The sequence below is a fragment of the Candidatus Frankia alpina genome (assembly GCF_902806485.1).
Lineage (GTDB): Bacteria > Actinomycetota > Actinomycetes > Frankiales > Frankiaceae > Frankia > Frankia alpina.
In genome coordinates this window covers 1-13,312 of sequence record NZ_CADCWT010000135.1, presented here as the reverse complement: position 1 = coordinate 13,312, position 13,312 = coordinate 1, and the positions used below count along the sequence as shown (strand labels likewise).

The 13,312-nt window shown below is 71.3% G+C and carries 8 protein-coding genes and 2 pseudogenes; 4 read left to right on the top strand and 6 right to left on the bottom strand.

Going from position 1 to position 13,312, the window contains the following annotated elements; translation table 11 throughout:
- Positions 1 to 430 precede the first annotated feature (430 nt).
- Complete coding sequence (locus tag G6R25_RS14890; RefSeq protein ID WP_163553438.1) at positions 431 to 1,000, top strand: hypothetical protein; 570 nt, start codon at positions 431 to 433, stop codon at positions 998 to 1,000.
- A 201-nt stretch (positions 1,001 to 1,201) separates the two neighbouring features.
- Positions 1,202 to 3,586, top strand: coding sequence for a RecQ family ATP-dependent DNA helicase (locus tag G6R25_RS14885; protein ID WP_473246903.1), 2,385 nt, complete (start codon positions 1,202 to 1,204; stop codon positions 3,584 to 3,586).
- A 125-nt stretch (positions 3,587 to 3,711) separates the two neighbouring features.
- Here the strand turns inward: G6R25_RS14885 and G6R25_RS14880 are convergent, their stop codons facing one another.
- The 6 genes from G6R25_RS14880 to G6R25_RS14855 all read right to left on the bottom strand — a co-directional run bounded on the left by G6R25_RS14880 (position 3,712) and on the right by G6R25_RS14855 (position 12,406).
- Positions 3,712 to 4,473 (bottom strand): succinate dehydrogenase iron-sulfur subunit, encoded by a 762-nt coding sequence (locus tag G6R25_RS14880; RefSeq protein ID WP_163553437.1) that lies wholly within the window; start codon positions 4,471 to 4,473, stop codon positions 3,712 to 3,714.
- Positions 4,473 to 6,227 (bottom strand): succinate dehydrogenase flavoprotein subunit, encoded by a 1,755-nt coding sequence (gene sdhA, locus G6R25_RS14875; protein WP_163553436.1) that lies wholly within the window; start codon positions 6,225 to 6,227, stop codon positions 4,473 to 4,475. The genes G6R25_RS14880 and sdhA overlap by 1 nt, the downstream gene beginning before the upstream one ends.
- Positions 6,228 to 6,251: 24 nt before the next feature.
- Complete coding sequence (locus G6R25_RS14870) at positions 6,252 to 6,701, bottom strand: succinate dehydrogenase hydrophobic membrane anchor subunit (protein WP_136448673.1); 450 nt, start codon at positions 6,699 to 6,701, stop codon at positions 6,252 to 6,254.
- Positions 6,701 to 7,096, bottom strand: a complete 396-nt coding sequence (gene sdhC / locus G6R25_RS14865) for a succinate dehydrogenase, cytochrome b556 subunit (protein WP_163553435.1) — start codon at positions 7,094 to 7,096, stop codon at positions 6,701 to 6,703. Before sdhC ends, G6R25_RS14870 begins: the two co-directional genes overlap by 1 nt.
- A 117-nt stretch (positions 7,097 to 7,213) precedes the next feature.
- Entirely contained in the window at positions 7,214 to 9,232 is a 2,019-nt protein-coding gene (locus G6R25_RS14860) for a serine/threonine-protein kinase (RefSeq protein ID WP_163553434.1), read from the bottom strand.
- A gap of 93 nt (positions 9,233 to 9,325) precedes the next feature.
- Complete coding sequence (locus G6R25_RS14855) at positions 9,326 to 12,406, bottom strand: serine/threonine-protein kinase (protein WP_163553433.1); 3,081 nt, start codon at positions 12,404 to 12,406, stop codon at positions 9,326 to 9,328.
- Positions 12,407 to 12,501: 95 nt separating this feature from the next.
- Here G6R25_RS14855 and tnpA point away from each other — a divergent pair.
- Both tnpA and G6R25_RS14845 read left to right on the top strand, forming a co-directional pair.
- Positions 12,502 to 12,891: pseudogene (gene tnpA / locus G6R25_RS14850) on the top strand (IS200/IS605 family transposase); the annotation flags it as partial.
- Positions 12,892 to 12,898: 7 nt separating this feature from the next.
- Positions 12,899 to 13,312 (top strand): annotated as a pseudogene (locus G6R25_RS14845) (RNA-guided endonuclease TnpB family protein); the annotation flags it as partial.

The following is a 13,312-nucleotide window of genomic DNA, read 5'->3' as shown; positions in this document are numbered from 1 at the left end:
TATTCCGCCCGGTCGGGCGCTCGGTACCAAGTAGGCCACATTGTTTCTCTTCGTATCCATCGGACCACTTTGCGTGCGCTCCGTCGTATGGTCGACTCCGTCATCTCGATCAACACGTGGAGGATGCGATGAGAAGAGTCACCTGTCCGCGCATACGGGAGCGCCACCCGGAGCCAGGCCCGATCTTCACGATGCGGTGACCGGGGAGTTCCCTTCGCTGAAGGCCCGCCAGCTTCTGCGGGTACTCGGTCGGCTGGGGTATCGCGTGACCCGGCAGGATGGCTCGTCGCACCGGTGGCTCGAGGCGACGGCCGCCCGCGACTGCTGATCGCTTTCCATGACCGGACTACTGTCGGGCCCGGGCTCGTCCGGCAGATACTTGTCAAGCAGGTTGGGCTGAGTGTGGAGGAGGCGCTGGAGGTGATCCACGGTGACTAGAGCCGTTTCCGTGATCGTTCGGCGCGACGGTGTGTCCTGGTCGGCCTGGTTACCCCAGTGCCCGGGACTGGCGATCGCCGAGCCGACGGCCGCCGAGCTGCGCAGCGCGCTTCCGGACGCGCTGGCCTGGTACTTCGACGGCGATCGTGACCTGGATATGCAGATCCACCTCGAGCAGGAGCTGCGCGGTGTGGTGATCCGGATTGCGCAGGATGCGCAAGTATGGGAGCGGCAGCTGGTCGCCGAGCGGCTGGGCGCGGCGCTCGGAGTGGACAGCCAGGCCGCGGAGCTACGTTCTGCGACGCGGAACTCAGCCGGTGAGATCGTCTACGTCTGCGCCCTGCCCTCGGATCCGATCTCCTGGCTGGCCGCGCAGGTGGATGATGAGGCGGACGCGGTCGTGGTCACGTTGCCGTCCGTGGAGTCGATGTTGTGGACTTTGCAGTTCGGTGCCGTCGGCTCCGAGAGCGAGAGGCCCGCAGGTCCTCGCTATCGGCCGGAGACGACCTTCGGTGAGATCATGCCGACCTTCGCCGGACCGCGGCTCAGGCTCAGCGCCTGAGCAGTGCTTTCGCTCGGAACTTTGGGATGATGGTCCTTGGGGCGATGGCCACACCAGTTTTTCGCGGTCTATCTGGTCCTGACCGTCGCGTCTCTCGCGATCGGCTCCGTGGTCGGGCGGCCCGGTACGGCACAGGGGACGAGCGGACGCCTGACCTCGGCCGTTCCGGCTCTGTCGGTGGCATCGGGTAGACACCTCGGTATGGCGGCAGACGAGACGACCTCAGCGCAGCCGGTGGCCGACGGGTCCATGGCGCCGGCCGGCCCGCAGTCGGCTGGCGCGGCCGTCGTACCCCGGACGGTCCACGCGGAGGCGTCCGCCCCGGCTGCGGGCGGTGGGGCGTTGCGGGTGCGGGCGCAGGAGCTGCTGCGCACCTTGGCCGGGCCGGGCGCGGTGCTGCGGGAGGACCAGTGGCAGGCGATCGACGCGCTGGTCACCCGGCGGCGGCGGGTGCTGCTCGTGCAGCGCACCGGCTGGGGCAAGTCGGCGGTGTACTTCCTCGCCACCGCCCTGCTGCGCGGCGAGGCCGGCCTCGGCTCGGCGGACCTGGGCCGCCGCACCGGCCCGACGGTGATCGTCTCGCCGCTGCTGGCCCTCATCCGCAACCAGGCGGCCGCCGTCTCCCGGCTGGGGATCCGCGCGGGTGAGATCCACTCCGGCAACGTCACCGAGTGGGACGAGGTCTACGCGGCGTTGCGCGCAGGCGAACTCGACGTGCTGCTCGTCGGGCCGGAACGGCTGAACAACCCGACGTTCCGCGACGACTACCTGCCTGAGCTCGTCGCCACCACCGGCCTGCTGGTGGTCGACGAGGCACACTGCATCTCCGACTGGGGGCACGACTTCCGCCCGGACTACCGCCGGCTGCGCACCCTGATCGCCGGGCTGCGCCCGCAGGTCCCGGTCCTCGCCACCACCGCGACCGCCAACCAGCGGGTGGTCGAGGACGTCAGCGAGCAGCTCGACGCCGGTGCCGGTGCCGGTGCGGGATCCGGGGCGGGGCCCGATGCGGTGGCGGTGTCGGGCACCCTGGTGCTGCGCGGGTCGCTCGACCGGGAGAGTCTGCGGCTCGCCGTCGTCGCCCTGCCCCGGGCCGAGCACCGCTTCGGTTGGCTTGCCGATCGGCTGGGCGAGCTGCCCGGATCGGGGATCGTCTACACGCTGACCAAGGCGGCGGCGGAGGAGCTGACCGCCTTCCTACGCGGCGAGGGGTACCCGGTCGCCTGCTACCACGGTGGCACCGAGGCGGCCGAACGTATCGCGGCCGAGGAGGACCTGCTCGCGAACCGGGTCAAGGCGCTCGTCGCCACCAGTGCGCTCGGGATGGGCTTCGACAAGCCGGATCTGGGCTTCGTCGTGCACGTCGGGGCGCCCTCGTCGCCGATCTCCTACTACCAGCAGATCGGGCGGGCCGGGCGGGCCGTCGAGACCGCGGAGGTCGTCCTTCTGCCGGCCGCGGAGGACCGCGACATCTGGCGCTACTTCGCCGACACCTCCTTTCCGCCCGAGCGCGTGGTCCGCGCGGTTCTCGGCGTGCTCGCCGGCGCCGCCCGGCCGATGTCCACCCAGGCCCTGCTGGCAGCCGTCGACCTCGGCCCCAGTCGGCTCGACCAGATGCTGAAGGTCCTCGACACCGACGGCGCGGTCCGCCGGGTCAAGGGTGGTTGGACGGCGACCGGAGCGCAATGGTCCTACGACGAGCCGCGCTACCGGCGGGTCGCCGCCGCGCGGGCCGCCGAGCAACAGGCGATGCTCGACTACATCGCCACCCCCGGTTGCCGGATGGAGTTCCTGCGCCGCCAGCTCGACGATCCCCAGGCCGCCCCCTGCGGGCGGTGCGACCGGTGCACCGGTCGCGCGTGGCCATCAGCCGTCTCGATGTCCGCCAGCACCCGGGCCCGCGAGGAGCTGATGCGCCCGGGGGTCGCCATCGAGCCGCGCCGGATATGGCCGACGGGCATGAACCGGCTGGGCATCAGCCTGTCCGGCCGCATCCCGCCGGCGGCCGGCGCCGAACCCGGACGGGTGGTGGCGCGGCTCGGTGACATCGGCTGGGGCAACCGCCTGCGGCCGATGTTCGCCGCAGGGCCCACGCCCGGCTCCGATCCGGGTCCCCGCCCCAGCCCCCGCCCCGGGGGCGACGCCGGGGGCGAGAACGCGGCGGACGGCCCGCTGCCCACAGACCTGGTGGAGGCGGTCGTGGGCACGCTCGCCCACTGGAACTGGGAACGTCGCCCGGCCGCGGTCGTCGCGATCGCCTCGCGCAGCCGGCCCCTGCTGGTGTCCAGCCTCGCCGAACACATCGCGACCATCGGCCGCCTGCCGCTGCTGGGTCAGCTTGATCGGGTCGGCGGCGGTCCGCACGCCGGACAGGTTCACAACAGCGCCCACCGGCTCGCCGGCCTGTGGGAGGCGTTCGCCGTCCCGCCGGGCCTGCACCGCGCACTCGGCGCGGTCGACGGTCCGATCCTGCTCGTCGACGACCGGGTCGTCACCGGCTGGACGATGACGGTGGCCGCCCGCCTGCTTCGCAAGGCCGGCGCGCCCGCGGTGCTGCCGTTCGCACTCGCCGTCGACACCACCTGACCACCCCCGCCCTCGGCGGCCAGTGCCGTGGCGCGTCGCCGGACACGGCTGGATGCGCCGCGCGGAGTGACAGTAGGACCGGAGATCGGCGTACCGGAATTCCTGAATGCGTCGGTCCCGACGGATCAGAGGCGGCGGAACAGCAGGGCGCGCTTGACCTCCTGGATCGCCTTGGTGACCTGGATACCACGCGGACAGGCGTTCGTGCAGTTGAACGTGGTCCGGCAGCGCCAGACACCCTCGCGCTCGTTGAGGATCTCCAGCCGCTCGTCGGCGCCGGCGTCGCGGCTGTCGAAGATGAAGCGGTGGGCGGCGACGATTGCCTGCGGCCCGAAGTAGTCCCCGTCGTTCCAGAACACCGGGCACGAGGTCGTGCAGGCCGCGCACATGATGCACTTGGTGGTGTCGTCGAAGCGGGCCCGGTCCTCGGCGGACTGCAGCCGCTCCCGGGTTGGCTCGTGGTCGTCCGTGATGAGGTAGGGCTTCACCGCCCGGAACGCGTCGAAGAACGGCTCCATGTCGACGATGAGGTCCTTCTCGACCGGCAGGCCCTTGATGGGCTCGATGGTGATCTCAGACCCGAGATCCTTCACGAGCACCTTGCAGGCGAGCCGGTTGACGCCGTTCACCCGCATCGCGTCCGACCCGCACACACCGTGGGCGCAGGAACGGCGCAACGCCAGCGAGCCGTCGACGTTCCACTTCACCCATATGATCGCGTCGAGCAGGCGATCGCTGGGATCGAACGGCACCTGGTAGCTCTCCCAGTGTGCCTCGTCGGTGAACTCCGGGTCGAAGCGGCGGATCTTGAGCGTGACGGTCACGGGCGCCGGTCCGGTCGCGGCCGGGCCCGGGGCCGCGGCGGGCCGGGAGTCGACGACGGTCATCAGTACTTGCGCTCCATCGGCTCGTAGCGGGTGACGACGACCGGCTTGTAGTCCAGCCGAATGTCCGTCTCGGGCGAAGCGGCCGTCGGCGGTCCCGACCGGTAGGCCATCGTGTGACGCATGAAGTTGACGTCGTCCCGGTTCGGGTAGTCCTCCCGCGAGTGGCCACCGCGGGACTCGTTGCGGGCCAGCGCCCCCACCACGAGGACCTCGGCGAGGTCGAGCAGGAAGCCGAGCTCGACCGCCTCCAGCAGCTCGGTGTTGTAGCGGCGCCCCCGGTCGGACACGCCGACCTGCTGGTAGCGGACCTTCAACGCGGCGATGTCGCTGAGCGCCTGCTTGAGCGTCGCCTCGGTGCGGTACACCGAGGCGTTGACGTCCATCGACTCCTGCAGCTCGGCGCGGATCGCGGCCGCGTTCTGCGTGCCGGCACCCCCGCGCAACCGGCCCAGCATGTCGTCGACGAACGACGCCGGATTCGCCGGCAGGTCGACGTGGCTCGCGGTGGCGTTCGCGTACTCGGCGGCGGCGATGCCGGCGCGCCGGCCAAACACGTTGATGTCGAGCAGCGAGTTCGTCCCCAGGCGGTTCGCGCCGTGCACGGACACGCACGCCACCTCGCCGGCGGCGTACAGGCCGGGGACGACGGTGTCGTTGTCCGCGAGGACCTGCGCGTCGATGTTCGTCGGGATGCCGCCCATCGCGTAGTGCGCTGTCGGCTGGATCGGGATCGGGTCGTCGTACGGCTCGATCCCGAGGTAGGTGCGGGCGAACTCGGTGATGTCCGGCAGCTTCGCGTCGAGCTGCTCGGGCGGCAGATGGGTGAGGTCGAGATACACGTGGTCGGCGTCGGGGCCGCAGCCGCGACCGGCGCGGATCTCGGTGTAGATGGCCCGGGCCACCATGTCGCGGGGGGCGAGGTCCTTGATGGTCGGCGCGTAGCGCTCCATGAACCGTTCGCCGTCGCGGTTGCGCAGGATCCCGCCCTCGCCGCGGGCGCCCTCGGTGAGCAGAATGCCCATCTTCCAGATGCCCGTCGGGTGGAACTGGAAGAACTCCATGTCCTCCAGCGGAATGCCGCGGCGAAATGCCAGACCCATGCCGTCGCCGGTAAGCGTGTGCGCATTCGACGTGACCTTGAACACCTTGCCGAACCCGCCGGTGGCGAAGACGACCGACTTGGCCTGGAAGACGTGGATCTCGCCGGTCTTCAGTTCATAGGCGACCACACCGGCCGCCGCACCCTCGTGCAGCAGCAGGTCGAGGACGTAGAACTCGTTGTAGAACTCGATGTCATGCCGGACGCACTGCTGGTACAGCGTCTGAAGGATCATGTGGCCGGTGCGGTCCGCCGCGTAGCAGGACCGGCGGACCGGCGCCTTGCCATGGTCGCGGGTGTGGCCGCCGAAGCGGCGCTGGTCGATCCGGCCTTCCGGGGTGCGGTTGAACGGCAGCCCCATCTTCTCCAGGTCGAGGACGGCGTCGATGGCCTCCTTCGCCATGATCTCGGCGGCGTCCTGGTCGACCAGGTAGTCGCCGCCCTTGATCGTGTCGAAGGTGTGCCACTCCCAGTTGTCCTCCTCGACGTTGGCCAGCGCGGCGGACATGCCGCCCTGGGCCGCGCCGGTGTGCGACCGGGTCGGGTAGAGCTTGGTGAGAACGGCGGTCCGGCAGCGCTGCCCCGCCTCGAGGGCGGCGCGCATGCCGGCGCCGCCCGCGCCGACGATGACCGCGTCGTACCTGTGGATCTGCACGCCTACCTCCTCACAGGTCCAGGGTCACAGATCGGGGTCGAAGGTGAAGATGACCAGCGTGCCGAGGGTGACGACCAGGAACGCCGAGGTGTAGAGCAGCATCTTCAGCCAGAACCGGGTCTGTGCCCGTTCGGCGTAGTCGTTGATCACGGTGCGCAGACCGTTGGTGCCGTGCAGCTCGGCGAGCAGCAGCATGACCAGGTCCCACATGCGCCAGAAGGGCGATGCCCAGCGGCCCGCGACGAAACCGAAGTTCACCCGCTGCACGCCGCCGTCGAGAATGTTCATGATGAACAGGTGGCCGAGTACCAGGAAGAACAGCAGCAGGCCGCTGATCCGCATGAACACCCAGGCGTAGAGCTCGAAGTTGCTGCGTACCTTCGCCGCGCCCGGCTTGGTCCGCTGTTGCGGCGAGCGCGGGGCGACGAGCTCCGGTGCGCCTCGATCGGCCGGCGCCGCCGCCGTCGTCGCCATCAGGCCGCGCTCCCGAACAGCGTCTCGGCGGTGTGCAGCAGCATCCGGTAGGCCGCGGGGACGAGCAGCACCACAAACAGCACAAGTTCGATATACAGCATCTGCTTCTGGTACTTGGGCCCGGACTCCCAGAAGTCGATCAGGATGATCCGGATGCCGTTGAGCGCGTGGAACAGCACGGCGGCCACCAGGCCGACCTCGAGCAGGTTCACGATCGGGCTCTTGTAGACCTCGATCACCTCGTTGTACGACGAGGGCGAGACCCGGACGAGAGCCGTGTCGAGCACGTGCGCGAACAGGAAGAAGAAGAGCAGGACGCCGGTGATCCGGTGGGCGACCCAGGACCACATCCCCTCTCGCCCGCGGTACAGCGTGCCCGCTGGTGCCTTCGGCAATGAAAGCTCCTCCGGATCGGCCAGCCGCTCGGCCAGAAAAGATCATTTCAGCTACGCTGGCGGCGCCGTGAAGCCCCGGTGCATCACCGGGGGGACCCCGCGTGCCTTCGGCCGATGCTAGTGCCGGGCCTGGTCAGCGGCGGGTCCGGGTCCGTCGCCAGCGGGTGAGCTATGCCACAGCGGGCCCGGCCCGGCCGCCGCCGTCACTACGCGGGGGCCGGGCCGGGGGCCCGCTGTCGGCGTCGGTGCCGGGACGGTGGGCGGCGGCGTTTTGACGGGCGGTGTCTTGACGGGCGGTGTCGTCGAGGGAGTCGTCGGTGCCGGTTTGGTCGGCGGCGGCGTCACCGGCGGTGTCTGCGTCAGTGACGGCAACGGCGTTTCCACCGGGGTCGTCTCCTGTGGGCTCGGTGTGGGCTCGAGCGCCGAGGGCATCGCCGACCGCGAGCGGCGGCTGCTGCCACGGTTCGGCGTCTGGGGGGTCACCACCGCCGGGGCGGTGGAGGGCGGCGTCGTCGTCGGTGGCGGGGTGGTCGCCGCGGTGGCAGGCGGGGTGGTCGTCTTCGGCCCCGTCACGTCGGTCGGTCCGGTCGGCGAGCCGCCCCCGGACAGGCCCACGGCCAAGGCGATCGCTGCGCCGGCCAGGACGGTGGCCGCGCCGGCCGCGATCGCGATGGTCCGTCGCCGACGCCCCGTGGGATCGTCGGGTCCCCGGCTCTGGCCGCCGGGCCCGCCTTGGTGCGCCGCCTCAGAGCGTCGGCGGGCCTCGTCGAGCGGGACGAGCCCGGCGGCGTGATCGTCGTCGAACAGCCCGAGGCTTGCCGTCGATGCCACGACGGGGACGATGCCGATGCGGGTCTCGTCGTCCGTCCCACCCTGCGTCGGCCCCGTCGCCTGGGCCGGCGGCCCGATCCTGGTGTGGGCATCGTGATCGACCTGGGGTCGAGTGAGGTGCGGTGCGGCAGGCCGGGACGGTTCGTACCGGGCCGGCCGGGGGCCCCCGCCGGTGGCGGGTGAGATGGCGGTCTCGTCCAGGGCTCCCAGCACCGGATCCGCGGTGATCTCGGCCTCGCCGGACTCGGCTGGCCCGCGCGACTGAGTGGGTCCGCCGACGAGCGGGGCCGGGACACCAGCGGTACGTGGGCCGGTGCCGGTGATCGGGGCCGCCGGCGCCGGGGCCGCCGGCTCGTCGAGGTTCTCCAGACCGACGTCGGCGGCGCTCGCACCCTCGTCGTCGTCCTCGGACCGGGGACGCGCGTGCATGACCGACGCCGGCACCGGGTTGGCGTTGCGGGCGACGGGAATTAGCCGGCGACGGATCTCCGTGACGTCAGGGCGTTCCTCCGCCGGGCGATCCATCAGGTCGCTGAGCAGGTTACGCAGGGGCCCCGCCAGTCGGAAGGCGCGGCGGCGACCCTCGACCACGGCGGTCAGCACCGCGTAGGTCTCCGGGCCCTCGAAGGGGGGCTGGCCCTCGACCGCCGAGTACAGCGTCGCGCCCAGGCCCCACAGGTCGCTCGCGGGGCTGCCCGAGGAGCCCCGGACCCGCTCGGGCGCGATGTAAGCGGGGGAGCCGACGAGCGCGCCGGTCCCTGTCAGGGTCACGTCACCCTCGGTCGCGGCGATGCCGAAGTCGGTGAGCCGGACCCGGCCATCCCGGCCGAGCAGGACGTTGCCGGGTTTGACGTCGCGGTGCAGCACGCCAGCGGAATGCGCTGCGGCGAGCGCGTCGGTCAGCGCCAGCCCGATCGCCGCGACCTGGTCGAACGGCAGTGGGCCGTGGGTACGGATCACGTCGCCGAGGCTGTCCGCGTCGACGAGCTCCATGATGATCCAGTGCCGCTGGTGCTCCTCGACCACGTCGTACACGGAGACGATGGCCGGGCTGTGTAGCCGGGCCAGCGCGCGGGCCTCCCGCAGCACCCGCGCCCGGATCGCGTCGCGCTCGTTCTGCGCCCCGGCCATCGGGACGAGGATCTCTTTGATGGCGACCGGCCGCTGGAGTAGTTCGTCCTCACCCCGCCAGACGACACCGGCTCCACCACGCCCAATGGGCGTGTCGAGACGGTAGCGCTGAGCTACGTAATGAGGCGTGCTGTGCCGAGAGGTGTCCGGGGGCACGCTTGCCGATTTGGCCATCGTGTCAAGTCTGACAGACGGACGGATCCGCGCGCTCGACAGTCGGCGGGTTTCCGGCCGCCGCGAGAGTCGGAAACCCGACGAAAGCCGCCATCACGGACCGGGCCGGAAGGGGCCGAAGAGTTGGTGCATCAATGCTTGATCCTGCAACCACAGATCCTCCCGGGTATGCCAGTAGAGGGCATATCCGTGGCCGTTGCGAACCACGCCCCGGTTGAGCACATGCACCATGACCCCGTCCGACCTGCGGTACCCGAACTCCCAGTCGGCCTGCTCGGTGCCATCCCCGCCGTCGCTGGGAGCCAACCGTACGCGCCGATAGTCCTGCACACTCCGGACAAAACCGGCTTCGTTGCGTTGCCAGTCGCCGATCGCGGAGGTGTTTGCCTGACTGACGCTACCGACCCGAAGGAACGCCCCGGTAGCCGGGTCCACGAAATCGACGTTGCCGGGGCCGCCGGGCCCCTGCCGGCGCTGCCAGGTCGACGGATAGGCCACCGACCAGCCGGCATCGGGATCCACGTAGGAGACCCAGCCCGGAGATGCGGTGACCGGGGTGGTGCCCCGGGCCACCGGATCGGCGGCCCCGACCGGCACGTCGGCGGGGCGGATGGGCGCGTCGCTCGCCGCGGCCCCCTGGGCCCTGTTCGTCCCGGCGGCGTTGCCGGAGTCCGGGCCGATCGATTCCGCCGGTACACCGACCCCACCGCGCCCGACAGCGACGTCGGCGGGCCCCGAGCCCTCCCTGCCGCTGATCAGGACCAGGACCACGATGATGGCCGCCGCGGCCAGCACGGCGAGTGCGGACACCGCGACGAGGCGGCGTCGGTGCAGGTTGGAGGCGGCGCCGGCCGTCCCCGTTGGTCCGATCGCAGCGGCGGGCTGGGCGCGCGGTCGGCTCCACGGCTGGCCGAACCGGCCGCGCCGCGCCGCCCCGACGGGTGCGGTCGGTGCCGAAGCCGCCCGCCCTGTGCCGCCGTTCCCGGTGGCCGGGCCGGCGGTGGCCGTGTTGTCGGATGCCGTTGAGGCCGCCTGGCCGAGGCCGGGGGTGGTCGGGAGCGGGCCGTCAGCTGCGCCGCGGCCAGCCAGCCGCGCCCGCGCCGGGATGCCCCCGAGTGCCCGCATCCGGTCCATCGAGCGCATGCGCTCCAGGGGACTGGTCAGGCGGGTCCGTACTGCCTGTGCGCGCACAGGCGCTGGCGATTCGTCCGCCGCGGGCCCCGGCGGCAAGTCGATCGACGGCATCGGGGCGGCCGTCGCTGGTGGGTGGATCCGGGCCGGTCTGGACGCTGGTACCGGCCCGACAGCACTAGACGGTCCTGCGCCGGCGGTGCTCGAGGGAGCGGCGTCGGGCTCAGGCCCTGCTGCCTTGACCTCGTCCGTCCGGGTCTCGTCCGTCCCGGTCTCGGTGGGAACCCCGTCCGCGCCGGCGATGTGCTTGCCGGCGGTGCCGCTTGCGGGCGCGTAGAGCAGCCCGGCGGTCGATTCAGCGCCTGCCGGCGGGGAGACCGTCGGTACGCCGGTCGCCGGCGTCTGGGGCGCCGATGTCGCGGCCGTCAGTTCGGAATAGCCGAGGTCGGAAGCGCCGGCCGAGGATCTCGGGGTCGTCGGGGCGGGAACGATGGATTCTCCGGCATCGCGGCGTTTCGTGGCCCGCGTCCCAGCGATCTCGTCCTGCCGATTTTCGGCCCCACCGCGTTGTTCGGACGTATAACTTTCATTGTCAGCACTATGTTCTTTTTCCGCCGGAGCTTGCTCTCGAGGGAGATCGGTGCCCTCGCCGTGCGGGCGGGATCCGTCATCGCCAAAAGGCTTGTCGGCCGGCTGCCGCGAACCGTGGCCGCGCGAATTGGCGCCGCCACCCGGCTCAACCGGGCCGCGGGGAACCTCCCCACCGGGAGAACGACCCGGACCAGCAGGATCGTCCCGGAGGCGCGGATCGTCAGCACTGTGAGAGATGGTCCCGGGACGGAGTCCATCGACCTCGTCGGCGGGACTGCGGGGGTCGACCCGGCCAGTGCCGCCGGACCGCTGGGGCAGCGCCGGCAGCGCATCCGGAGCGTCCGCCGCTGCCGCGGCGGTCACCGTCGCGGCGTGGGGCTCTGTCACGGTGGAGGACACCGTCATGGTGGAGGACACCGTCATGGTGGAGGGCGCGGGCGGGGCGACTGTGGCTGTGGCCGCGGGAGGTTGAGCCGTGGGGACCGTGGGTGCTGGCGAGGGCGTGGCGCCGATTTCCGAGGGTGAAGGCGGGGCGTCGGGGGAAGTGCGGGCCGGTGGGCGCGGCCGGGCCGGCCGGCCCGACCGTGACGAGCGGCGCTCGCCGCCGCGTTCCAGGATCTCGCGCAGCCGCTTGCGCACCGTGGAAAGCGGGGGACGGCTCAGGTCGTGCGGCGCCATCAGATCGTCGATCACCGGCGCCAGCGGACCGGCTCGGCGGAAGGGCTGGCGCCGGCCCTGCATGAGCGCGGCAAGCACCGAGATCGGGTCACCGCCGGCGAAGGGCGGGCAGCCTTCGACCGTGGTGAACAGCGTGGCGCCCAGGCCCCACCGGTCACCGGCGGCGCTGCCGGCGTCTCCGCGGGCCCGCTCGGGCGGTAGGTAGGCCGGCGACCCGAGCACCATCCCGGTGCTGGTGAGCCGGGCATCGCCGTGGCTGACCGCGATGCCGAAGTCCGTGAGCCGGGCCCGGCCGTCGGAGGTGATCAGCACATTGCTCGGCTTGACGTCTCGGTGGACGATGCCGAGGCGGTGCGCCGCCTCCAGCGCGTAGGCCAGACTGATGCCGATGCGACAGGTTTCGTCGACCGGCCGGGCGCCGAGGTCCGCGATGATCCGGGACAGTGCGTGTCCCTCGACGTATTCCATGACGATCCAGGGCAGGTCGCCGTCGTCGATGACGTCGAGTACGGCAACCGCTCCCGGATGGTGCAACCGCCCGGCGGCGCGCGCCTCGCGCAGCACCCGTTCCCGCGCTCGGTCACGCTCCAGGCCACTCTCGGTGATCGGTAGCCGGACCTCTTTGACCGCGACGACCCGCTGGAGCAGCTCGTCGGTGGCTCGGTGCACGACACCGAAACCGCCCTGCCCGAGGACGCCGTCGAGCCGGTAGCGCCCTCCGACGAGGGCCACCGCCCCGGCCGGACCCGGGTTGCCCGGAGACTCGCCTGCCATCAAGGACCTCCGGAGGGGACTGGCGCCGTCAGACGGCAGGGAATCTGGTAGGGACCCGCACCGGTTGGACCGGCCGTGCCGGTATTTTCGGAAGGATGTTCCGCCGGGTGATGGTCGGCGTGGGCGGCGCCTGCGACCTTGGCTATCACGTCGTGTGGTGCCCGAAGTACCGCTGCCCGGTCCTGACCGGCGCCGTCCGGGACCGCTGCGACGAGCCGGTCCGGGCCGAGTGCGCCGAGCACGACTGGCCGGTTGTCGTGTTGGAGATCGAACTGGACCATGTTCACCTGTTCGTCCAAGCTCACCCGGAGCATTCCCCGTCGTGCATCGTCAACCAGGTGAAGGGTTTCACGTCCCACGTGCTGCGCGGCGAGTTCGCGCATCTGCGGTCCCGGTCGTGCTTCGTTGCCACCGTCGGTGCCGTGGCTGTTGAGACTGTGCGACGGTATATCGACGCGCGGAACGAGTGGCCGTGGCGTAGGGGGTGGTCCGGTGCGGTGTGCGTACACGTTCCCGCTGCGCCCGACCGCCGGGCAGGTGATCGCGTTCGGCGAGATGCTCGATGATCATCGCGCTCTGTGCAACGCGGCGTTGCAGGAGCGGCGTGACGCCTACCGGCACCCGTCGAAGACCCGGGTCCGTTACGGTGATCAGTCGGCTCAGGTGAAGGACATCCGGGCGGATGATCCTGATCAGGCTCGGTGGTCGTTCTCCTCGCAGCAGGCCACGTTGCGCCGGTTGGAGAGGGCGTTCGCCGGGTTCTTCCGCCGCGTGAAGGCCGGTGGGATTCCTGGCTATCCGCGTTTCCAGGGCGCGGGCTGGTTCGACACCGTCGAGTGGCCCTCCGACGGCGATGGGTGCCGCTGGGACTCGCAGCCCGAGAACCCCACGCGGACGTTCGTGCGG